The organism is Puniceicoccus vermicola (assembly GCF_014230055.1).
In the GTDB taxonomy this organism is placed as follows: Bacteria; Verrucomicrobiota; Verrucomicrobiia; order Opitutales; family Puniceicoccaceae; genus Puniceicoccus; species Puniceicoccus vermicola.
The window spans coordinates 255,363-278,741 of record NZ_JACHVA010000053.1; the positions used below are offsets into that span (position 1 = coordinate 255,363).

16 protein-coding genes and 2 tRNA genes are annotated in these 23,379 nt (G+C 54.3%); 10 read left to right on the forward strand and 8 right to left on the reverse strand.

Annotated features, from left to right (window positions below; all coding sequences use genetic code 11):
• The first annotated feature begins 3 nt into the window (after positions 1-3).
• A complete protein-coding gene (locus tag H5P30_RS07235) occupies positions 4-1,023 on the forward strand; it encodes an HAD family hydrolase (RefSeq protein ID WP_185692278.1) in 1,020 nt (339 codons plus the stop codon).
• Between the two features lie 191 nt (positions 1,024-1,214).
• On the opposite strand, the gene H5P30_RS07240 is transcribed toward H5P30_RS07235, so the two are convergent.
• From H5P30_RS07240 to hflX, 6 genes are all read right to left on the reverse strand, one after another.
• The gene (locus tag H5P30_RS07240) at positions 1,215-2,252 is read right to left on the reverse strand and encodes an SGNH/GDSL hydrolase family protein (RefSeq protein WP_185692280.1); all 1,038 of its coding nucleotides are present in this window, start codon (positions 2,250-2,252) and stop codon (positions 1,215-1,217) included.
• Between the two features lie 81 nt (positions 2,253-2,333).
• Positions 2,334-2,410, reverse strand: a tRNA-Pro gene (locus H5P30_RS07245).
• A 147-nt stretch (positions 2,411-2,557) separates the two neighbouring features.
• Entirely contained in the window at positions 2,558-3,346 is a 789-nt protein-coding gene (locus tag H5P30_RS07250; RefSeq protein WP_185692282.1) for a hypothetical protein, read from the reverse strand.
• Positions 3,347-3,447: 101 nt separating this feature from the next.
• Positions 3,448-4,455, reverse strand: a complete 1,008-nt coding sequence (locus H5P30_RS07255) for a tRNA dihydrouridine synthase (protein ID WP_185692284.1) — start codon at positions 4,453-4,455, stop codon at positions 3,448-3,450.
• Positions 4,456-4,734: 279 nt separating this feature from the next.
• Positions 4,735-6,360, reverse strand: a complete 1,626-nt coding sequence (locus H5P30_RS07260; RefSeq protein ID WP_185692286.1) for a peptide ABC transporter substrate-binding protein — start codon at positions 6,358-6,360, stop codon at positions 4,735-4,737.
• The gene (hflX, locus tag H5P30_RS07265; RefSeq protein ID WP_185692288.1) at positions 6,357-7,640 is read right to left on the reverse strand and encodes a GTPase HflX; all 1,284 of its coding nucleotides are present in this window, start codon (positions 7,638-7,640) and stop codon (positions 6,357-6,359) included. The genes H5P30_RS07260 and hflX overlap by 4 nt, the downstream gene beginning before the upstream one ends.
• A 258-nt stretch (positions 7,641-7,898) precedes the next feature.
• On the opposite strand from hflX, the gene H5P30_RS07270 reads away from it, so the two are divergent.
• The 5 genes from H5P30_RS07270 (at position 7,899) to H5P30_RS07290 (ending at position 14,383) form a co-directional block, all read left to right on the forward strand.
• Entirely contained in the window at positions 7,899-9,650 is a 1,752-nt protein-coding gene (locus tag H5P30_RS07270; RefSeq protein ID WP_185692290.1) for a chloride channel protein, read from the forward strand.
• A gap of 88 nt (positions 9,651-9,738) precedes the next feature.
• A complete protein-coding gene (locus H5P30_RS07275; protein WP_185692292.1) occupies positions 9,739-11,505 on the forward strand; it encodes a sensor histidine kinase in 1,767 nt (588 codons plus the stop codon).
• A 33-nt stretch (positions 11,506-11,538) separates the two neighbouring features.
• Positions 11,539-12,306, forward strand: coding sequence for a TrkA C-terminal domain-containing protein (locus H5P30_RS07280; protein ID WP_185692294.1), 768 nt, complete (start codon positions 11,539-11,541; stop codon positions 12,304-12,306).
• Positions 12,307-12,421: 115 nt separating this feature from the next.
• On the forward strand, positions 12,422-12,889 hold the full coding sequence (locus H5P30_RS07285) for a GNAT family N-acetyltransferase (RefSeq protein WP_185692296.1): 468 nt from the start codon (positions 12,422-12,424) through the stop codon (positions 12,887-12,889).
• A gap of 15 nt (positions 12,890-12,904) precedes the next feature.
• Positions 12,905-14,383 (forward strand): RimK family protein, encoded by a 1,479-nt coding sequence (locus tag H5P30_RS07290; RefSeq protein WP_185692297.1) that lies wholly within the window; start codon positions 12,905-12,907, stop codon positions 14,381-14,383.
• Between the two features lie 3 nt (positions 14,384-14,386).
• Here H5P30_RS07290 and H5P30_RS07295 read toward each other — a convergent pair whose 3' ends face one another.
• Entirely contained in the window at positions 14,387-16,060 is a 1,674-nt protein-coding gene (locus H5P30_RS07295; protein ID WP_185692299.1) for a mechanosensitive ion channel family protein, read from the reverse strand.
• Positions 16,061-16,330: 270 nt separating this feature from the next.
• A tRNA-Val gene (locus H5P30_RS07300) sits at positions 16,331-16,407 on the reverse strand.
• Between the two features lie 631 nt (positions 16,408-17,038).
• Between H5P30_RS07300 and H5P30_RS07305 the strand changes: the two genes are divergently transcribed.
• The 4 genes from H5P30_RS07305 to H5P30_RS07320 all read left to right on the forward strand — a co-directional run bounded on the left by H5P30_RS07305 (position 17,039) and on the right by H5P30_RS07320 (position 22,942).
• On the forward strand, positions 17,039-17,821 hold the full coding sequence (locus tag H5P30_RS07305) for a helix-turn-helix transcriptional regulator (RefSeq protein WP_221774314.1): 783 nt from the start codon (positions 17,039-17,041) through the stop codon (positions 17,819-17,821).
• A gap of 122 nt (positions 17,822-17,943) precedes the next feature.
• Entirely contained in the window at positions 17,944-18,768 is an 825-nt protein-coding gene (locus H5P30_RS07310; protein WP_185692303.1) for a PEP-CTERM sorting domain-containing protein, read from the forward strand.
• Between the two features lie 131 nt (positions 18,769-18,899).
• On the forward strand, positions 18,900-19,592 hold the full coding sequence (locus H5P30_RS07315; RefSeq protein ID WP_185692305.1) for a type II secretion system protein: 693 nt from the start codon (positions 18,900-18,902) through the stop codon (positions 19,590-19,592).
• Between the two features lie 50 nt (positions 19,593-19,642).
• Positions 19,643-22,942 (forward strand): carbohydrate binding domain-containing protein, encoded by a 3,300-nt coding sequence (locus H5P30_RS07320; protein WP_185692306.1) that lies wholly within the window; start codon positions 19,643-19,645, stop codon positions 22,940-22,942.
• Positions 22,943-23,379: the final 437 nt, after the last annotated feature.

A 23,379-nucleotide genomic window follows, 5' to 3' on the forward strand; every position in this document is an offset into this window, starting at 1 on the left:
ATCATGAAAATTGCCGATAAGACCATTACTTCTTTGCTGCCCATTTTGCTTGTTGCTTCTGCGCTGCGAGCGGATCCTTTGCCCTCGTGGGAAGAAACTCCTGCGAAGACGGAGATCATTCAATTTGTCGAATCGACCACGGATCCTGAGTCGGATAGCTATGTGCCGCCCGCCGAGCGCATCGCGACCTTTGATAACGATGGAACCCTTTGGTCAGAGCAGCCGATGTATTCCCAGTTGTTCTTTATTTTCGATCGAGTGAACGAGCTGGCCCCAAAGCACCCTGATTGGAAGACGCAGGAGCCTTTCGCCTCCGTATTGAAAGGGGACTACGCCAAAGCCCTCTCCGGTGGGGACAAGGCGATCATGGAGCTGGTGGCAGCAACGAGTTCTGGAATGACTAGCGAAGAGTATTCGGATGCAGTCCGTGACTGGATCAAGACTGCAAAGAACCCGGAAAAGAAAATGCTCTACACAGACATGGTTTTTCAGCCGATGCTAGAGCTTCTGACCTATTTGAGGGCAGAGGGCTACAAGACTTACATCGTTTCCGGAGGTGGAATTGATTTCATGCGAGTCTTCGCCGAGGAAGTTTACGGAATCCCTCCTGAGCAAGTTGTGGGAAGTGAGCTGCAAGCAAAGTTTGCAATGCAAGACGGTGTGCCGGTTATGATCAAAGAGTCTTCGCTCGACTTTATCGACGATAAGGCCGGTAAACCCTTGGGCATCTACCAGCACATCGGCCGTCGTCCTATTTTCGCTGCGGGAAATTCCGATGGAGACATGCAGATGTTGCAGTATACGACGGTTCGCCGGAGCAGTGACGATGACTTACCCCGGTTTGGACTTTTGGTTCATCACGACGACGCTGATCGCGAGTGGGCTTACGACCGTGACTCCCATTTTGGGAAGCTGGACAAAGCACTTGATGCCGCTTCCGATAACGACTGGCTGGTGGTCAGCATGAAAGACGATTGGGTGTCGATTTATCCGGCAGCTTCTTCCGCTTCGAGCAAAGAATAATTTTTCTCCTGGTTCGGTTCCTGGTTCCGAATAGGTTTGTGGGTAGGGCCTCTCTTCGGAGAGGGCCGTCCACTAAACTTTTCTCAAGAGTCTTTGCTTCAGATCTGAGGATTGGCAGAGGCGTCGTTTAGTTCAGTCCATGAGATCGGCACCGCCCGGAGCCGATGGGGGAGGTCAGTAGAGTCCTTCGCCTAGCCTTGGGGCGCCGAGTCGTCCCAGCCAAGAGTTTTGCGAATCTGTCGCGCGACGTAAGTCCCGATCTCGATCATTCCCGCGGGGGAAGGATGGGTGAGGTCGACTGTCATTCCCAGCGAATGACGCACCGCTTGTTTGCCGTCGATAAAGTGCAGGTTCGGTGAATCGATCGTGGCGACCAGTTTCTGGACAAATTGTCGAATTTCCTCGGCCCGGCCATTCCAATCTTTGCCGATATCCTCGTCGCAGGGAAAGACTCCCAGGCAAAATATTGGCACTTCGGAATGTGTTGAGCTAAGCCGTCGGATCAGGTTTTCGATGCGTTCGTTGACGAGTGAAGCCTCAAGTCCTAGCATGTTGATGCCGGTCTCGATGATGGCGCAGTCGAAGTCATTCCGTTGGCAGAGGTATTCGGTCATTTCGGGTTCGCAGTGGCAGCCTCCGCCGAATCCGAGGTTGATGAGATCGAATCCAAGGTTGTGGGCACAGCAGCCCGCCCAACACTCGCGAGATGTGAGAGCACCCGAGCCGTGGGTGATGGAGGAGCCGTAGTTGAGGATCCTCCGGGAAGGAATGTCCCCGGCCTCCGGAGGGGCAATTTCACCTTCTACGGAAACTTCACAGATGGCCGTGTGGGTGGGAAGCAGCACCCGGAGGAGCCTTGGATCGAATAGCGAAGATTGATTGCATGCTTTCGAGAGATGTTCGTAGTCCGGGGCGTTGATTTCGACGACCGTGGGCTCCTTGCCGACGTAGAAGTAGGTTTGGCTAAAGTCGCCAAACAGAATTTGCCCGAGACCGGGCCCATGGTGGGCCGCCCCGATTTCGCAGGTGCGGATGTGAATCTTTGCGGACGGGCTCTGGAGTCTGAAGCGGATCTCGCACCCGGTGCTGTAAAGCGCTCGCTGGCGGGCGTTGTCGTTTAAATGCTCTCGGACGCTTTGTGGAATCCGGCTGATGGCTGATAGTCCAGATTCCGGATGCTCGATGAATTCGGCAATATTGTGCGTCTGGGCGGCGCTGGGAAGTTTCATCCCTTTATTTCGCCATTATGCGAACGAGCGCGCAAGTCTTCTCGTGCACAGGCTGCACGAGGGGTGACGTAATTCTGAAAATGGTCGGGGCAGCAGGATTCGAACCTGCGACCCTCTGCTCCCAAAGCAGATGCGCTACCAGGCTGCGCTATACCCCGCCAATCAGAGAAGGGAGGAGGCAATCGGAATCCGGCGCGATGCGCAAGCGATTTCGCAAGAACTGTGAAAACTGTTTTGCGAAATCTTTCAGAGGTAAGCGAAAGATGCCGGTTTTCAGGGCGGTGGGGCGGTGAGAACTCGGAGAATTACTCGGAGTCCTGGGTCATGTTTACGAGGTTGAGGTCGCAATCCAGATTGAATTTGACGGTCGAACTCTTCGAGACTCCGACATACTTGAAAACGGCATTTACGGTAGAAGGGCGCTTTTGCAGGTTGTAGGTCGCCTCGTGAATATCGTCGATCACGTAGTCGCTCCGGTCGGAGGCTATCGGGCGCATTTTCTCGTCGAAGAACTGGACGGAATATTTGCGCTCGTTGTTATTGCCCTTGGACATGCGGAAGGTGATGGCCAGGGGATAAGGGGAGTTCTTCGGAATCTCGACCCCGGAGAGCAGAACTGGAAAGGTGTCGAGCATGATCTCGAAGCCGGGCTCCAGCTTGAGTTGAATCGGCCGTGATTGCTTCTCTTCTTCTTCGAGAATCACCAGAACCTCGCCCTGAATCTCGGCTTTGGTGCCCAGGACGTTGACGTCGTAGGGGCAGGAAATTTGGAGAAGGGCGGTTCGGTCGTCGAGAACCTCGGTTACGAGGACGGAAAGGTCATTCGCGGAGTAGGAGATCCCACTGGTGGATCCCTCCGGAATGACTCGCAACCGGATGGAATCCTCGTTGATCCCACTGATTTGCCCTTCGTTGAAGGTGCACTTGAGGACGAAAATGATTTGGCGAGCCCGGAAGTCGTCCGAATTGATTTCCTCCGTAAGGATGAAGTATTCGCTCCCGATATGGAATCCGACGAGCTCGACGTTGGTCGCTCGAGCGGAGGGTGAAAAAAGAACCGTAAAAAGGAGGGCAAGGAGGGGGAGCTTTCTCATGACGGCATCAGATTGTCGGATTCATCTTTTCTCGGCAACTCTGGAAAGGTCTTCCAAGCGAAAGCCAGACGTTTGAGAGGTAACAACTTTGTGAATTGACCCTAGAGGGCAGCAACTCGGGCGGAAATGGTCTCGAGGACCGTCATCAACTCTGTCGGGTTGTTGGCTTGATCGATGGCGACTCGAGCTTTGCGACTATGAGGTAGATCCTTGAGGAGGGCTTTCAGCTTGGGCCGCATCCAGGCGACGGAATCTCCTCGTGTCTGGCCGAGAGGCGAACGAAGGAGTTCTTCGGCAAAAAAGCAGAGGGCCTCGATGCGTTCTTCCAGCGTAGGGGCGGGGGGGATTTCTCCTGTGCGGAGGAATTCTTTGATTCGGTCAAAGATCCATGGATTGCCGAGGGCTCCTCTCCCGATCATGGCTCCGGCGCAAGTCGCACCGTTGGCCAAGTGGTGGATTCGTTCCCAATCTTCGACGCTGCCGTTGGCGATTACCGGGATTTTGCGTTCGCGGGCAACCGTCTCGATGACCTCCATGTCGGCATCGCCCTTGTAGCCTTGCATTCGGGTGCGCCCGTGGATCGCCAAAGCCTCCATTCCTTCGTCTTCAAGGATTTTTCCCGTCTCCGAGGCGACAATCGAGTCTGTGTCCCAACCGATGCGAATCTTTGCCGTGACGGGTGTGTTGGGCAGCGCGTGTCGCACTGCGCCGGCGATTTTCCCGAGAAGGGGAAGGTTCCGGAGGAGGGAGCATCCCGCCTCCGCCCGCGTCACCTTCTCGGAGGGGCATCCGAAATTGAGGTCAAGAAAGTCGGGGCGCAGGCGTTCCTCGATGGCTTTGGCCGCTTCGGCCATCCGATCAGGTTCCGAACCAAAAATCTGAACTCCCATCGGCCGTTGGAACTCAGTAAATTCGATGGTTTCCCAGACGTTCGGTGCATCGCGGAGGAGCGCTTCGCACATCACGAACTCCGACACCATGACGTCCGCCCCGAATCGTTTGCAGAGATGCCGGAAGGCGATGTCGGTGAAGCCGGCCATCGGGGCAAGATAGAGGGGGAATTTCCCTTCTCCGAACCAAGGCAGGCGGCTGTTCTTTGCGGAAGGCATTTTCGGAAGAGTGAATGCTCTTCGCGGATTCGGGCAAGAGCGGAAAGCTGGGATCCTTGGAGCGGAAGCGCGAGAACGATTTCGAACGACCTCCGATGGATGGAAACGACTATCGTCGAACCTCTCTGGCGCGAATTGAAACAGACGTGTTCACCCCATGACTCCATTGTGGGGAGGTTGCTTCAGCGCCTTCCTCCTCCTTTAGGCCAATGCGTAGAAGCGCCTATCGTCGATCCTCTCCGGGAGATCTTTTGGAGCGGAAGCGCGCCATGACCTGCGTTACTTCTGAACGCGGATTCCTTCGTAGTTGGTGTATCCGAGGATGTTGGTGGGCCAGTTTTCGACCCGGGGGGCAAGGAGGTAGGCCCGATTGTAGAAGAAAATGGGGATGATGGGAACCTCCTCGAGGAGGATGGACTCGGCGTCGACGAGGAAGTCGTTTCGCTCGGGACCGGCCGGGAGTTTGGCGGCTTCGGCCATGAGGCCGTCGTATTCTGGGTTGCTCCAGCCGCTGAAGTTGTTCGTGGATCCGGTTGTCCAGAGACCGAGGAAGGTTTCGGGGTCGAGGTAGTCGCCGAGCCATCCGGCGCGGGCGATGGAGAAATCTCTTTGCTGGCGGTCGGCGAGGTAGGTCTTCCACTCCTTGTTGACGAGTTCGATATCAATCCCGAGGCGGTTTTTCCAGAGGGATTGGATCGCTTCGGCAATGGGGCGGTGAGTCTCGGAGGTGTTGAACAGGAAGGGGATCGGCGGGAGAGGGTTGTCGGGGCCGTAGCCAGCCTCGGCAAGCAGATCGCGGGCTTGCTGCAGATCTTCTTCGAGAAGGGCCGGTGGGTTGTAGCCCCCGATGCCGACCGGAGTGAAGTGGCCCGCAGGGGGTTCGCCACGTTTGCGGATGTCGCGGCTGATGGAGGAACGCTCGAGGGCGAGGCTTAATGCTTGGCGCACGCGCACGTCGTCAAGCGGGGGCCTGCGGGTGTTGAGGAGGAGGTAGTAGACGCCGAGGTCGGGCTCGATTTGCAGGATGCCGGGGTCGTCTCCTTCGAGATAGTAGCGAATCCGCTGTGGGGAGACGATGGCGGTCACGTCGAGGAGGCCGTCGAGGAAGGCGCGCTCTTCGGTATAGATGTTGGGGATGGGAAAGAAAACGATCTCATCCAGAGGGAACTCTTCGGGATTGGGAAAGTAAGGGTTGCGGGTGACCCGCAAAAAGTCATTGAGCCTCCATTCGGCGAGTTGGTAGGGGCCGTTCGAAATGAGTTTTCCCGGTTTCGCCCACTCTGCATTGCGGGAGGTCCAGGAGCCGGCGGCTTCGATGCTCGGACGATGAACCGGGAACCAGGCCGGATTCACGAGAAGCGAGAGGAAGTACGGAGTCGGAGCTTCGAGCGAGAGTTCAAGGGTGAGCGGATCCAGGACCTTCACTCCCACGGGGTCGAAGTCCTCCAATTGGCCTTCGAAAAAGTCGCGGGCGTTCTTGAGGACGAAGAGTTGGGAGGCGTAGGGTGCGGCGAGGGCGGGGGTGAGAATGCGCTGGATGCTCTGCTTGAAATCGTTAGCCCGAACGGGCTCTCCGTTGGACCAGCGCCCGTTCGGATCGAGGTGGAAGCGGTATCGAGTTCCCTCGTCGAGGATTTCCCAGGAGAGGGCTGCGGCTGGAACCGGTTCGAGTGTGCGCGAGTCGAGTGCGACGAGACCTGAGAAGATTGCGCGGAGGACCCGAGACTCGGGCACTCCGGAAATGACATGAGGGTCCAAGCTTTGCAGCTCCGATCCGTTGCCTCGACGGAGGATTTGCTTTTCAGGGCCGTCCTCAGCCATCAGGGACCCGTTAAGCAGGGCGATCCCTAGCAGGAAGAGGGAGAGATTGCGCCAGAATCCGGTTCCGGTTGACGCTCGTTTCATGTGCCGGCTAGGGCAAAATCGGTGACGCGGGCGACTTGTTTCTCCGGGATGTTGCCCCGGATGAGCACGCCTTCATCTTCATAGGATTCTTTGTCGACCGCCCCGATTTCGTGAAGGAAGTGCACGAGATCATAGCGGTCGTGCGGGATGAGGAGTTTCATTGGGCGGATGCCCTGTTGCACGAGATCGACCATCCGCTCCTTGAGGGCGCCTAGCCCTTCTCCCGTGCGGGCGCTGACGAAGTGGGCTTCGGGGTAGCGAGAACGCCAATAGGAAATGGTTGCGGGATCGACTTCCCCGTCGATTTTGTTGAAGACGAGCACCGTCGGTTTGTCGAGGGCGTGAAGTTCTTCGAGGACGGATTCCGTCGTTTCCTTATGTTCTTCGAGTTCGGCGCTGCGAACGTCGACGACGTGGAGGAGAAAGTCGGAAACCACCGCTTCTTCGAGGGTAGCTTTAAAGGCTTCGACCAAGCGGTGGGGCAGGTTGCGGACAAATCCCACCGTGTCGGTGAGGACGAGGTTTTGCCCGTTGGGCAGGGAAAGTCGTCGGCTCGTTGGGTCGAGAGTCGCGAAGAGTTTGTCCTCGGCGAGAACGTCGGACTCGGTCAATGCGTTGAGCAGGGAGGATTTCCCCGCGTTGGTGTAGCCGACAATGGCTCCGGTCGGAACGGGAAGCGAGCGGCGTCGTTTACGCTGGGTTTCGCGCTGACGGCGGACGATTTCGAGCTGGGCCCGCATCCGCTGAATGCGTTTTCGGACCAGTCGTTGGTCGACCTCGAGCTGAGTTTCCCCTTCACCACGCTGCATGACGCCCCCGCGTTGGCGGCCGAGGTGAGTCCATGCCCGGCGCAATCGAGGCAGGCTGTATTCCATGCGGGCGAGTTCGATTTGGAGGCGAGCCTCTTTGGTCGATGCCCGCTCTCCGAAAATATCGAGAATGATTTCCTGACGATCAATCACCAGAAACTTCTCGGCCATTCTTTCCCAGTTGCGTTGTTGGGAGGGGGAGAGCTCCTGATCGAAAATGATGACGTCGCAATCGAGCGCACGCGCTTCCGCGAGAATCTCCTCCGCCTTCCCTTTTCCGACCATAAGCTTCGGTTGGGGCTTACTGAGATGGATTACGGTCCTGCCATTGACACCAATCTCCAACGTTTCCACCAAACTGGCCAGTTCGTCGAGAAGGAGCTCGGTATGTTCGTCCGTTTGCTCGGGGGAGGTGATGCCGACTAGAAAGGCGCGCTCAACGAGTTTAGGTTTCTCCCTGACTTCTATCACTAGTTGGTAAGATAGGAGTGATGGTCTTCCTCGCAACGGCAATCTAGAGTTTTTTAAGAGGTAAGTTTTCAGAGGGAACCGCGCTGCTGTGTCGGAGGGGTAAAGAGGGCGGTTTGATGAGAGTGCGGAAGTTTCGGTGGGGGTCGTGACTTCTTCCCTTGTCTATGTGAGGCAATTGCCTTAAGCCATGCGAAGGATGGGGCAGGTTTACCAGCCCCTGTTTTTTTTGTCAGAAACCGCGAGAGTAAGAAGAAAAGAGTGAAGACGTTTCCCAATTGGTTGAGGATCCATTTTGACGATGCGCAGAGGTATTTGTTTCTCTGCATTATTGCCGGAGCCCTGTGTGGGCTGGTGGCCGTCAGTTTTCACTTTTCGATCGAGGCCGTTTTTCATGGGGTGCTCTCTCTGCGTGATCATTTTGGGGAAAAGACCGCCTACGTCGTCCTCCTGTTGGCTCCGGCTTTTGGGGGATTGGTGACCGGGGTCATTTTGACCTATATTGCTCCTCGGGCTGCGGGGAGTGGGATTCCGCAGGTGAAGCAGGCCTTCCACAATGATTTCGGAAACATCAGTTTGCGGGATGGATTTTGGCGCTTCATTGCCGGGACGATTTCGATCGGGACTGGGAACAGCCTCGGGCGAGAGGGGCCCACTGTGCATATCTGCAGTGCTGTCTCCTCGGCCCTGGGTCGTTATTTCGGGCTGGCTCGCCGACGAATTCAGGCGATGGTTCCGGTCGGGATGGGAGCGGGACTCGCGGCGGCCTTTAATACCCCGATCTCGGCAATTACTTTTGTTTTTGAAGAACTGTTGGACGACTTCAGCAGTAAGGCCCTCGGAGCGATCCTCGTCGCCGTGGTCATTGCCGCGGTCGTCGAGCGCAGCATCCTCGGAGAGCACCCGATTTTCAATGTCGGGGGATTGGACGATTTCCGGCTCGCTTGGTGGATGTTGATTTGCGTCCCGCTCGGGGTCGCGGCCGCGATCTCGGGGCATTTCTTTATCGAGATGTTGCTCAGAACCCGGGGCAAGGTGCGGGAGTCAAAGCATTTCCCGGCGGTTCTGCGTCCCGCAGCTGGCGGTTTAATCGTGGGCATCATCGGATGCACGGTCCTCCTTTTCACCGATCGTCTCGGGGTATTTAGCATTGGATATCAGGACTTGAATTCATCCCTCCAGGGCACCCTCGCTTGGGATATGCTGCTCATGCTCTTCATTGGTAAACTTGTGGCCACGGCCTTGTGTTATGCCATGGGAGGCAGTGGCGGGCTGTTTGCACCGGTTCTCTTCATGGGGGTGATGCTCGGGGGTACCTTTGGGATGGGCGCTGTTCAGGCTTTCGATATGGGCATGGAAGTTGCCGCCGGTTGCGCCTTTCTCGGGATGGGAGCCTTCTTCGCTGCGGTGATTCGTTGTCCCATGACCTCGATGCTGATCATTTTCGAGATGACGCAAAACTATTCGCTGATTCTCCCGCTCATGGTGGGGAATATGATCGCCTACCTGATTTCAGCCCGTCTGCGGGCGGTCCCAGTTTACGATGCTCTGCTGATTCAGGATCACGTAAGCCTGAAACGGATGCCCTCTTATCAAGGGGAACAGGATTGGCGGAATCTGCCGGTCTCCACGATCATGACCCACGATCCGGTTGTTCTTCAGGGTGCGGACGAATTGGAGAGCGCTCTCGAGGATGCGGCTACTCATCTTCACCACGGTTACCCGGTGGTGAATGAGGCAGATGGACTCATCGGGATGTTTACTCACCATGAACTGCGCGAAGCTGTCGAAGCTGGAAACTCTGGATCGGTGGCCGAATTCCTCGCTCAGAAAAATCTCGTCTCGGTTTTTCCGGATAACTCCATTCGGGATGTGGCCAATACGCTGGTGATGGAGGATGTGATGCAGGTGCCGGTCGTTAGCCGTAAGGATGGCTCCAAACTCTTGGGGATCGTCACTCTGCACGATATTGCCCGCCAACAGAACGCGATTGACGATTCGTTGGCCCGGTAGTTCGTATTCTGGAGGGGGCGCTGGTGGAAAATTGCATTTCACCCCCGCTTGACCCCACCCTTCAATCGGCATAAAGAAAGGGCTTTCCATGGCCTCGCTCTTCGCACTCGCTCCCAACGGGTGGAGTCTCTTTCTCATCGCCCCCGCTGCTGTCTCCTTCTGGCTGGCAATTGAAACCTCGCGGCCAAAATTTGGGCATCTGGGAAAAATGTTCTCAGTTCTGACTCTGTCCCTGGGGTGGTGGAGCCTCACTTATGCATTGGAGCTCGGGAGCATCCACGAGGAAGGAATGCGCTTCTGGCTCAAGGCCGAGTATTTCGCGATTCCACTGGTGGCACCGATGATGTACCTCATCCTGCGGGAGTTTCTCGGGATGCCGAAACTCCGCCCCTCTTTGCGGGTGGGCCTTTGGTTTGTCCCGGCGACCACCTTCTTGCTGCAGACGACTAACGAGTTTCATCATCTTTTCTATGAGTCCATTGAGGTGTTTGGGAACGGGAGCAGGAGTTGGCTCTCGCTGACGGCAGGGCCATGGTATATCATCGACGCAATTTACGTTTGTGGGATGGGGGCTATCGGAGTCCTGCACTTGTTGCGGCGTTTTCCGCCTCGATCGGAACCGACTATGCGGAAGCAATTCGGTTTTGTTCTGATTGCGGTGATTCTCCCCTATGTCGGGTTTATCCTCTTTTTGGGAGACTGGTTTTGGGCTCCGGACATTGATCTGACGACCTATTTCTTCCTCGCATCCGGGATTCTTCTCGGAGTTGGGATATTCTGGTTCCAGCTGTTCGATCTGCTCCCCGTCGCTTTGGAAAGAGTTTTCGAGCGAATCGGCAACGCTTGTTTGGTCTTCGATTATCATGGGCGTTTGGTCAAAGCGAACCAGAGCGCGAAGGATCTCTTGGGGCTGGATGAGTTGCCGATTGGAGAAACTAGCTCTCGGGTTTTTGAGGCCTATCCTGCCCTGAACCAGACCTCGGACATGGCGGACGGAGAGACGGTGCGGGTCACGATTGGCGGTGGAGAAGGGGCGAAAATTTGTGTAGCCTCGCGCAGCAACATTGAAGATAGCCATCATCATCGCACGGGATATCTCTTGGTCATCCGAGACGATACCGCGCAGCTTCGAATGGAGCAGGAATTGAGAAACCTTAACGCCGAAAAAGATAAACTCTTCTCGGTGATCGGTCACGATTTGCGGGGATCCTTGGGAGGACTGGAGAATCTGAGCGGAATCCTGTCGCAGGCCGATATAGATCTCAGTTCGGAGGAGTCCAGAGAATTGCTGAAAACGATGCAGGAGTCTGCTGCCGCAACCTCGGCCTTTCTTGAAAATCTTTTGTTTTGGGCGAAAATGCAACGGGGCAAGTATACGCAGCAGTCCACCTGTTTTCCGGTTTCGGAGGTTGTCCAGCAGGTTCGCTCTTACTTGGCAGCATCTCTCACCAGCAAAGAGATCGAGTTGGAAGAAAGTTCAGATTCCGAGCTCGAGTTGACGACGGATCGAACCCTTCTGGAGACCTGTCTGAGAAACCTTCTCTCCAATGCGGTCAAGTTTTCCCCCAAGCGGGCCACAGTTCACTTGCGGGTTTTTGCTCATGGGGTCAAGGATGTGTGTTTTGAGGTGGAAGATCACGGTATCGGAATCCCTGAAAAACTTCTCCGGGATTTGTGGGAAATCTCTGCGCGCAATGGTCGAGCGGGCACCGAGGGAGAGCCGAGTTCAGGGTTAGGACTGGTTCTCGTTCGCGAGGCCGTCGAATCGTTGGGAGGGACGGTTGAAGTCCAATCCGAGGAAGAAAAAGGGACCCTCTTTCGTGTTCTCATTCCCAGGTGTGTTCAGGATTCTTGAGTTCTGATCGCCGTTGCACTAAACTGATTTCAAATGGTTCCCATCATCACTCTTTTATTCGTCGTTGGCTTTTCGATGCTGGTGACCAAAGTGGCCACAATCGCTCTGACGCATACCGGGATGTCGCGAAATCGGGCCCGTTTTCAGGCTCGCTCGGCCTTTTCGGGTGCGGGCTTCACCACTCAGGAATCTGAGATGGTTGTGAAGCACCCGGTCCGCCGGCGAATCATTATGATTCTCATTCTCGTCGGAAACGCGGGTTTGGTGACGGCGGTGTCTACCTTGATTCTCGGCTTCGTGAGTGGCGGCTCCAAGTTGAGCAACGTCGAGACTCTTCTTCTTCTTTTCTTTGGTTTGGGGTTTCTCTTCTTTTTGGCTAAATCACAGCGGTTGGACCGATTGTTGACCCCATTGATCAACCGTCTGCTCGATCGCTATACCGGGATTCGAACAAAAGACTTTTCAAGCCTGATGAATGTCATGGAGGATTTCGAAATTGCCGAAGTCGATGTCGGCGAAAATGAGTGGATGAAAGGGCGAACCCTGGCGGAGTTGAATCTGGATGAGGAGGGGCTCCTCGCTCTCGGAATCATTCGGGGGGACAACACTTATATCGGTGTTCCGCGGGGAAAATACGAGATCCTCGAAGACGATAAGTTGGTCATCTATGGGAAGACGGAACGGATCGCGGCATTGTCTGAGCGCAAGGATCCGCTGCAAGGAAAGGCGGAACACGAAGAGGTCGTCGCCGAGCACGAGAAGGAATTGGAAGAGCAGGACGAACAAGCCGAGGCAAAGTAAGTCCTCCGGACTTTTAGGGGCTCCGGCGGCGAGGCGGAATTCGCATCAGAGTCGATTGATTTGCCTAGACGGGCGAACCCAGACCGGTCATTTATATCGTCTTCTTTTTACATCGATGCCCCTGCATATCCGTCGGGCGGCGCTCGCCGACCTGCCTTTCCTCTTTAATTTGGAATGTGTCCTTTTCGCCCCAACGCGAAGAGAGAGCCGCCGGTCCATTCGGCGGAGCGTGGTCAGCCCCCACCAGGAAGTCTGGCTTCTCCTCGACGAATTGAATCAATCCATTGGTTCCATCACGCTGCGGAACCATCCGCACCTCACCCGAATCTACTCTTTGGGAGTTCTCCCCGAGGCTCAGGCGAAAGGAGGAGGTCGAACTCTTCTTGATTGGGGCGAGTCCCGCGCCATCGACCGTAAGGCCTTACGAATGAGCCTCGAGGTAGATGCCTCGGACGTGCGATTAGTCGACTTCTATCACCGCCGTGGTTTTGGCCGGGACGAGTTTCTGCCCGACTATTATGGCCCGACGGATTCGGGGATTCGTATGTTTAAGGACCTTTCCCCTTCTGAACTCTCTTCCTGACTCTCTTCATCATCCATGCCTGTCCTCAATTTGCTCGTCGTCGATAATCCGGCTCGTTGGGAGTTTCCCGGTGAACTCGTCGAGGTGGTTTCTGCCAGAAACTACCTGTCGCATGTTCGCTTTCAGCGATTCAGTACGGGAGCTCGCGTTTTCAATCTGTGCCGATCCTATAGCTACCAAAGTCTCGGCTATTATGTGTCGCTTCTGGCGGAGGCGCGGGGGCATCGGGCAATTCCGGACGTGGCTACGCTTCGCGACTTTCGTTCCAACGCCGTTCTGCGTCTGCGCGGAATGGAGTGGGAGGATGAAATTCAGTCGGCTCTCCGTAAAGTGGAAACGGATGAGATCGCATTGCGCTTGGTTTTTGGTCAGCCGTTGACTCCCGGGTTCGGGGCGTTGGGGCAGCGTCTCTATCGATTGTTCCCGGCGCCTCTCTTGCGGGTGCAGTTTGCCCGCCGGAAGAAAACTTGGGCAATTGCCAGTGTCGCGCCGCTATCCCTTCAATCCTTCTCGGAGGAAGAGCGCTCACAGGTTAAGGAGCGGGTCGGCAAATTCTTCGCAAAACGGCAGCAGGTCCCAAAGCTGAAGAAGAAGTTTCTTTACGATATGGCGATTGTTGTTGACCCCTTGGATCCGGCTCCTCCCTCCGACGCCAAGGCTCTCGAACGCTTCTCTACAGCGGCCCGTGAGGAGGGTTTCTACACGGAGACCATTACCACGGATGATGTTGATCGTATTCGAGAATTTGATGCAGTCTTTATTCGACAGACGACCGCCGTGGATCGCCCCATCTATCAACTGTCGCGATTGGCTTACGCCGAAGGCTTGGCAGTGATTGATGACCCATGGTCGATTCTTAAGAGCACGAATAAAATCTACCTCTCAGAATCGCTGGCCCGAGCCCGGATCCCGGCGCCTCAGACATGGATTCTCACCAAGGATGATCTGAAGAATGGAGCCTCTTTGAAAGTGACCTATCCATGCGTGCTGAAAATTCCAGATGGGGCTTTCAGTCTCGGGGTCCGAAAAGTAGAGAATCTTGAGGAGCTGATTTCCACATTGTCGAGTATGCTTGAAAAATCAGAACTCATTCTTGCTCAGGCGTATGTTCCCAGTGAGTACGACTGGAGGGTGGGCATTCTGGATCATCAGCCTTTGTTTGTCTGTCGTTACTTCATGGCTAAGGGGCATTGGCAAATCTACAACTGGGCGGCCGAATCGGAAGATCTTCAAAGCGGTGCGGCGCAAACCCTGCATGTTGACGACACTCCCCGTGAGGTGCTCGAGACCGCTCAACGCGCAGCTCGTCTCGTCGGCGATGGACTCTATGGAGTCGATCTCAAGCAGATCGGGAAGGAGGTCATGGTCATTGAGGTCAATGACAACCCATCGATTGAAGCGGGCATCGAGGACAAAATGCTCGGCATGGAACTTTATCGCCGAATAGCCCGATCCTTCCGTCGGCGTGTGGAAGGCTTGCGGGCCGGACAGTAAGGTCTAAGCCTCTGGCAAATTCGTCTTCGCGGAATCCTGCGGGGACTCCATCCAGCGAGCTGGCGGAATAAGGCGGATCTTGTTCTCCTTGAATTCGCGCAACAGGGTGCGGGTGGTGGACTCCATCCAATCTGGAAAGCCGATGATTCCAGGGGGGTGGTGCCAGACGATTCCCATCACCTCGATCCCGTCGCGTTCGAATCCTCCGATCACGACCCGCGGAGGAAAGTCTTCGACCATGCCATCGTGGTCAGCAAGGGTCTCCCGGAGAATGCGCAGAGTGGTTGCGAGCTCTTCTTCGGTAGAATTGAGGGGGAGGTAGAATTTGAAGAACTTCTGGATATAGGGCCGCCGCGAGATGTTCTCGACCTCCGCTTGGGCCATCTCTTCGTTAGGGATAGTGGCGATATTTCCGTTCAGCAATTTGATTCGGGTGGAACGAATGCCGACGTCATCGACGATCCCGTCGAACCCGCGAGTCAAGATTCGTTCCCCGACCTTGTAAGGTTTGTCGAGAAGGATCATCATGCTGCCAACCAGATTTTTGACCGCAGCTTGCGCGCCCAGCGCAAGGGCCAGACCTCCTACTCCCGCACCGGCGATCAGGGTCGTCATGGGGATTCCCAGGCTGTTGCCGCCCTCCAGAAGAACGACGATCGCAAAGAAAATAGTCGCAAGGCGCCCGAAGAGGCGAACCAGTAGACGGTCCATCGCTCGGGAGGAGCGGGAGGCCAGCTCGGCGAATACCTCGACAAATCGGAAGCCAATCCCCCAGACCGCAAAGAGGGCGGTCGCAATCAAAAAGACATTGAGAATCAGGTTGGTTGCCTCGAGGAGGACGCCGTAAAGAGCGAGGCCGTGGTTGGCAAACCACTTGAGACTGAAAGGAACGAGGAGTACTGCTAAAGGGAGAATCGAGGAAACCAGTAGTCCGATGCGATGCCGCGATGGGTCGATCCTGCGGGAGAGGCGAGCCATACAGATGAGGAAAACGAGCAGGAAGGATCCGGCTGCAATGGAACCGACGAATCCAATCCACTGCCAGATTTTCAGATTCAACCAAACCCGCTGCGTCCAGTCCGGAAGACTGGCAACGATCCGGCGGAGGAAGGGATCGCCGGGAACGTATCTGAGTCGTTCGTAAAAGCCGGGGAGGGCTCCGGACTGGTAGGGAAACGGCTCAACCCGGGCGTAGTAGTCATCGAGGCGCGCGACCGTTTCCGAGGTAAAGAGGTATTGGGTTTCTTCGCCTTCACTCTCGACTCTGCCGATCTCAATCATGGTTCCGGGCACCCGCCAGATTTTTGGGAGCGAGGGGTCGTTGGTCCCGGGAATCGAATCCATTGGGGGGAGGTTTACTCGGTCGAGAATTTCCCGGAGCTTGAGGACCGCTTCGCGACTCATTTGCCTTTTGACGAAATCGGGAATCTCGCTGAGGTCGAGGGTGTCGAGGGCTCGTTTGATCTCCCAGTCCAAGTTCTGGGTTTGGTCATCGCCGTGTTTGGGAGACTGGAAATACTCGTCGACCTTGCGGGTAGATTGAAGAAAGGTCTCCAAGGTCTCCCGAGGGGATGAGGTCTCAGCGGGAAGAGGAAAGTCTTCCGGTTCGCTGTGAAGTGAACCGGCGACAATGACCGAAAGGCCAAAAACGAGAGGTCTGAAAAAGTTGGTGATCATTCCGGACGGTCCAGATGTAGTGCGGAGGGAGGACGTGCAAATTGGTGCTCAGAGAATCTCCGATTAGGACGTCAATTACCAGCAGAGACAATCCTTCAATTCTCGGTGGGAAACACGGTTGAATTGAATCGTGGTGGATGAGATCTAGCAAAAATGGCGCGCCCGGGCGTAGAGGAGAGCGAACGGTGTTGCTGTTTAGGGCCCGGCTCCTGCGCTTCGCGCTATACGCCGTGGCAGGCTTCGTTCTTTCGCTTCGCTCGGAACGAAGCCTGGTGGGAGATGGCGGACTCGAACCGCCGACCTCCTGCGTGTGAAGCAGGCGCTCTAACCAGCTGAGCTAATCCCCCGGCCGTTTCCTGAAGCGGAATGTCCCACTGCCGACGAAGCAAGATGGGACGTAAAAGCGGAGGATTCTCCGGTTTCCGGCTGAATTGTCGAGTGGGAATTTCAGTGAGTTGAGGAGAGGGTCTAACCACGGGTGCGTGGACTTCACTTGGCAAGAGCAGCCCTCTTTGGGAGAAAACCACGGAAAGGTTCAGGGGAGCGCGGTGCTTCAGCCCGCGTCTTCGGTGCGTTCTTGTGATTACGCAGCGCAGGCTGAAGCGTTGCGCTCCTAAAGGCCGGAGCAAATGCGATCATTTCGTTCCAAAACTCCCCGCACTTGAGGTTTGATCGGATGCTTTGGTGAAAAACATTGAGTTGATCGGATCTCATCGAGAACGACAATACTTTATGGACATCATTAAATGGATCGATAATGAAAATCGGCCAAAATCTTATCAAAAATCAGGATTGGAGGGAACGGGGAGGTGGATGAAAACATCAGAATCGGGATGGATAAACTTGCGGATATTTGAGAATCTTAGGTAATCTTGGGTTATGTCCGGCACCCTTTCCCTGACCCCCGAAAAGTGGCAAAATTGCTGTGTTCATTTGCTTTGTTTACGCTGGGGGGAGCCGACGAAATCCGGTCGATCCATGGAGTGCAGTCCCGATGAGTTAACCGCTTGGTATTTGGAGTCGGGTCAGGTCGAGGTGAGAACGTCGCGGCGTAACTTCACTGCTGAAACGGGGCAGTGGTTGTTTCTGCCCAATGGATACAGAAGGCAGGAATTTAGTGCGGATGCCCGATTGTTCTCATTGGCCTTTCGGGTGTTCTGGTTGGACAGTTTGCGACCGGCACTCGACCTTCGCCCTGGATTGATTGTTCCGCAATTGGGCGAATTGGAAAAGGCGATGAACCGAATCCGAGAACAGGAGGGTCATCCAGAGGAGTTCGAATGGCATTTTCGCGGAATCACCTGTGATCTATCGAAGGTGTTGGAGATTAAGACTTGGTTCCTTTCCTGGCTGGCTGCGTCGATTCCCGTTTGGCGCGAATCTCTCCCAGATCTGGATAGTTCCAGTGAGGTTGATCCGAGGGTGGTGGAAGCGCGCCGGTGGTTGGAGGAGCAGTCTGAGATGCTGCCGGTGTTGGACTTTGAAGGAGCGGCGGATCGGGTTAACCTGAGTTTAGGGCACCTAAACAAGCTGTTTTTCGAGTTCTATCACCAGAGCTTGTGCGGTTATCACGAGCAAAGGCGGATCCGATATGCACGCCGGCAATTGCTGCGTCCGGAAGTGCGTATTAAGGAAGTTGCGTATGAAATGGGATTCGTGGATCTCTCCAAGTTCTCGAATTGGTTTAAAAGATTGGAGCAAGTTTCCCCCAGGGAATTTCGAGGGAAATCATTTTTAAGACAGAGAGATAACAAATCCTAAGTTGAGTTTTTGATGCTATATGAAGGCTCTCTGGAGCGAATTATGGAATCTCAGTAAGTTTTATCAAGAACGGGTAACTTATTCGCCTTTGAAAGTATCTGTTTCGAGGTATTTTCGTAAGAATGTTCTCATTTACCTCAAATTTCCTCACTGCCCCGACGAAAAAAATCCTGTTGTCGACCTTTGGCTCCCTGTTCCTTCTGTCGGCTTCACATTTGTCCGCTCAATTGATCGAGAACGGATCTTTTGACGATTGGGAAGATGGGATGCCGGTCGGATGGTCCCTTTTCGGAAGCGGTGCGACAGAGCCCACTCAGATCGACGGTTTGGTTCTCGGATCCACTTCCGCCGTGTTGATCGAAAACGGTGATTCGATTCGGCAAATGATTGTCGACGGTCCGGCGGTCGCGAAACTGAGTCTAACCTTTGCCGCCAGTAGCTCGACGAGCGCGAGCAATAGAGCCTTTAATCTGGGGATCGGATCATTTGAAGGCGGTTCGACTCCGTCGATCAATTTTCGGATGGTCAATACCACCGGAGAGTGGGACTCAAATCTGCTCAGTTTGCAGGCCTACGATGGATCCGGTGCCGGATGGGTGAACGTGGTTGAGAATGCGTTTGAAGGATCGGTTTACGAAGGCGGGACTTTTACCACGGAAAATCTATACAATCTTTCCGTTGAGGTCGATTTCGCGTCCGAAACCCCGTCGTATTCGATCTCCTACGGAATGGTTGGCGACGAGGAAACGACGGTTTCGAACATTACCTATTTTCAATCTGAGATCGACTCCTTGAACGCGGTTTCCCTGACCTCCCCAAGTGCGGATTCCTATTTCGCGGTCGACAATATGTCTTTGGAGTCGATTCCCGAGCCCAATTCCACCTCGTTGTTACTACTCGGCTCGGTGATTTCATTTGTCGTCCTCGTTCGCCGTAGAAGGAAATAGTCGACAACTCCGTTTTGTCCCTCCCTAGGAGATTCGACAAAGGGAATCTCACGGGTTCGACATGGGAGTCTCCCTTGGGTTTCTAAAACCACCGTTTCGATCCGAAGATATCCCAGTTTATTGTCCTCCCCATGAATAGTTTGTCGAAACGCTCCGGTTTTTCTTTGATTGAGCTGATTGCCACGGTCGCCGTGATTTTCGTTCTAATTGGATTGGGATACGCCGGCATTTCTCGGGCTCGAGTAAATGCGCAAAAATCCCAAAGTGTCTCCAATCTCAAAGAAATCGGGCAGGCTATCATGCTGTACGCGGCAGACCATTCCGGGAAATTCCCTCTTATGTGTTCTTCGGATGCATGGCAGAGCCCGATCTGGAGCACGAATACGTTGCCTGAATACCTCGATGAAAATCGATTTGAGCTTGAGGGCGGAAGGAGAATACACCCGGTATTTGTCGATCCCATGCTCGCTTACGATAGACATGGAACACTGGGGGATTATGGCGCAAATGCAGAAGTGTTGAGAGGCTATCCCAGCTACCCGGGGGAAGGAGCTTTGCGGATTTCGAGTCTTGGGAACACCAATACGGCGAAGTTAATGATGGTTTTGGCAGCCGAAAATGGAGGCGCGGAGAATGAGCACGGGATGTGGTACATAAACTCCAAGAAGCTCGGTGGCGATGTCTTCGGTATCTCGCGAGCGAGGCCTAGCACTCGGGGAACGGATACGGTTCTGGGAGTCTTCGCTGATGGTCACGTGGAAGCGGTGCCCGAAGACGAATTTGCTGAAAACTTTCGGGATTATCTGCTGGTCGAGGCGGAGTGAAAAGCTTTGCGGCCAGTAATTTGGCTGAACGAATCATGACAACATTTGATATGAATAAATTGTTTTGTAAGTGCTTGTTTCTGGGTGTGGTGTCGTCGTCGTCGATTGTTTTTGGCGATTCCTCCCTCGCTACGTGGGAGTATGATCCTCCCGAGAATGTGCGATTTTCTGCATCAAAGCATCATTCTGCAGAGATTTTCTATAATTCCGAGGTTCGCACCCCTGCTGGCGAGAAGGTGGCAATGATTGAACTGGAGAGCTTGAACTTCGGAGCGGTGCCCTGGGAGATTCAATTTTCTGCAGATTACAAGGGAGGCCTGGAGGTCGGGAAGACCTATGAAGTGAGCTTCTTTTGTCGAGCCACCGAAGGGGGAGTTCTGGATATCTGTGCCGGACTGAGGAATAATCCCTATACGGTGGTGCCCGGATCGACCAAGGAGTTTCAAGTCTCGGAAGACTGGAAAAAATACTCTTTTCAATTTAAAACGGATAGGGATTACGCGGAGGAAATGACCGTATCCCGGGTAATGCTGGCCTCCTATGGTCAGCCCTCGACTTTATACTTTGGACCGATTCGATTGCGGGAGGTTCCTCCCATGGTGCCGTTGGCACTGAGTGACGATTGGGTGGTATTTAAAAATGTATCTCCGCCCGAGGATTTTGCGAGAATCCCGAGCGAGATGAAGGGACCTTCGGGCTCGGTGACTCCTTTCCTCGTGGGGGGTGTTGATGGAGAGATCGACCTGGAGTCCGCTTCGGGGGGCGGAGAATCCGGAAGAGTTGCGATTCTATTCAATGAGTTTGAGTCCTCGGGCGTGGGGACAATGCGCGTCGGGATGGCCGCCGATTGGTGGATGCAGGTCTTCATGAATGGCAAGCCGATCTATGATACGCTGGGCACCGGGAACGTTTCCCAGGACTTTTCCGTCAATGACCATGTATTTGATTTTCCGGTCCAAAAGGGAAACAACGTTCTTGCGGTTAAGGTGAAAAGTGGATCGAAGGGCTGGCGCTTTGTCTATGGCGAGCCGTCACGAGCTCCTCTCGACCCCGGTCTGCTAGTGATTCGGCCGGGAAAACGGTGGAAGCCACTGAATATGGATGCCTACATCGTGAAATCCGGTACGGCTCTGGATTTCGCGAATCTCATGGGGAAGCCCGAGCCCGCCGGATCTTATGGGCGTCTGATCGTCTCGGAGGAAGGGCGGTTGGTCTTCGAACAACGTCCGGATCATCCGGTTCGGTTTCTTGCCTTTAACAATTCCCTTAGTTGGTGGCGCAAGAACGCGCACACTTGGACAAAGCAGGATATTGAAAACTACGCCGATGCGATCGCGCGGCAGGGGTATAATATGGTGCGTTTGCATCACGTGGAACGGTTTCTTCTGGGATTCAAAATTCATGACCGGCCTCACAAGACTTTGCTGGAGACCGGAATTCCAGAATCGGCCGAAGAAATCGATTTCGATTTTGAAAATTACGATCGCTTCGAATACCTGATCTTTTGCCTGAAGGAGCGTGGGATCTATATCAACCTCGATCTGATGGCCGCCAACAGTGGCTACACCTTAGCCTACACCAGCAAGGTTGATTCACGGAGGAGTTTTCGAACGCAGCTTCTCTTCAATTCGGAGTATCGAAAGCATTGGAAAAATGCCGTCGAATATCTCCTCACCCGAGAGAACCAGTATACGGGAACCAGTCTGAAGAGTGATCCGATGGTGGCTCTCGTAGAACCATTCAATGAACAGGATCTTCGTCTCTACGACAAAAACATGCTGAAGGAGTTTACTCCCTTCTTTGTCGAATTCCTGCGGGAGAAGTATGGCAATGATCAAGATCTTCAGAAGGCCTGGAGTGATCCTTCGATTACGTTCGCAAACGTTCCGGTGATCAGTGAGGACTTGCTGCGAAAAGGGGATGCAAGGTCGGAGGATGCTGGAAGCTTTCTCATCGAAACGATGTCGGACATGACAAAGTGGTATTTTGAGACTCTTCGAGGGATCGGATATAACGGCCTGATCTCGCAGTGGGATATGATTATGCGAACAATGGAAGTTCCTGTCCGGGCATTGATGCCGGTCATCGCCCAGCATTCATATTTCAGTCATCCTTCAAAGGGAATCCCTACGAAGAATTTGGTCGAGAAATCGCCGAATTGGCGCTTCAAACTCGGAAGTCCTCAGTACGACATCATGGTACGCCAGGAAAGCTCCTTGAATTCGAGTTACTTTCGGGCGGCTGCCGCTGCGCGCTTTCTGGATAGGCCGTTCTTGGTTACCGAATATTCGCACAGTGCGTACAATAAGTTTCGTCACGAGCGAGGGCTTTACTTCGGTTCTTATGCTTCGTTTCAAGGATGGGATTGCCTAACGGTTCATGGAGATACCACGGCAGTGAGAGATACTGTGTATGAGCCCCTGGCCCTTTTTGAAAGCGCCATCGATCCGATATCGAGAGCGTCCGAAACCGTGGCCGCACTCGCATTCCGGCGGGGAGATGTGGAAGAGTCGAAGCAGACGATCGAATTTCCTCTGACCTGGGACCTTATGTTTCCCAAGCATTTCCTTGCAGCGATCGGAGATGGGTATGCGAAGCTCTCCATGCTTGCGAAAATCGGGGTGTCCTACTCTGAGGTGGAGCCGCTCATGGCGGTCGGAAAGGTGACGCCCACCTTGAAGATGATGCCCAACCATTTTTCTCCTTTGAAAGTCACAACCTGGTATGTGAAGGCCTCGTCCGCGGACGAAGGGTATTTCGATGGCCTGATCGAGGAATTGAGAGACGCGGGTGTCCTCGCTTCGGACAATCGAACCAGCTTTGAAGAGAGAGTTTTTGAAAGTGATACGAAGGAAATCGTTCTGGATGCCAAAAAGGAAACAATGTCTGTCGTGAGCCCACGTTTGGAGGGGGCTATCCTGAAAGAGAACTCTCCCGTTGATTTGGGAAATCTGAAAATTGAGGAATGTTCCCGTCCTGCATCGGTTGTAGTGGGGACCCTCGAGAGCGAGGGAGATATTCTCAATTCCAGCCACCTGCTCCTCGTATTCGCAACGAATGCGTTGAATGATGGAATGACGTTCGAGCGTTCGAACATGCTGCTTCTCGCTGAGATCGGAGACCTCCCCATTCTGATGGAGACCGCGAAAGTTTCGCTCCGGTTAAAAACCTCCCAGACCGTCAAACCAGTAGTCTATGCGTTGAATATGGATGGGACCCGGGGTGAGACAGTTCCCTGTGAATTGAAGGCTGGCGAGCTGACACTTCAGATGGATACGGAATCGCTTGAGTATGGAACTCCCTATTTCGAAATCGTTTATCCGGACGGTTCCCTTCCGGAGAAGAAATGAGAGGAGTGGAATTTTGACGATTTGATCACCCCGGGAGTCGATAGGAAGTCGCCAAGGGGTTGGTAGAGGCGGTGTGACCAGTTTGTTGATGCGAGATATTTTGCGTCCGGCCTGTACAAGATTTTGTTGGTCTCTTTGCCCGGTGTTGGAGAGGAATGACGAGAGCCGTTTCTCCGAAACTCCGGAAAAGTGCGATTCGTGTCCAATCCCTTGTCGAAATCGCTGTAGCGCTTCCGTTCCACCGTTCCCGCGTGTTGGAAAGGATCAGCGATAGGCAAAGCGAGGCACGGGATCGACTCAGCCCCTAAACGATTCCTTTTTTGTGATTTTTTGTGGCCCGAAATTGATCTTACTCAATGGGCAGGGACTGCACACTCGCCAGGTTGGGCTGGAGAGTTTCAGTGAGCCTCGAGTTTCGGGCCGCTAGCTGTAGAGCC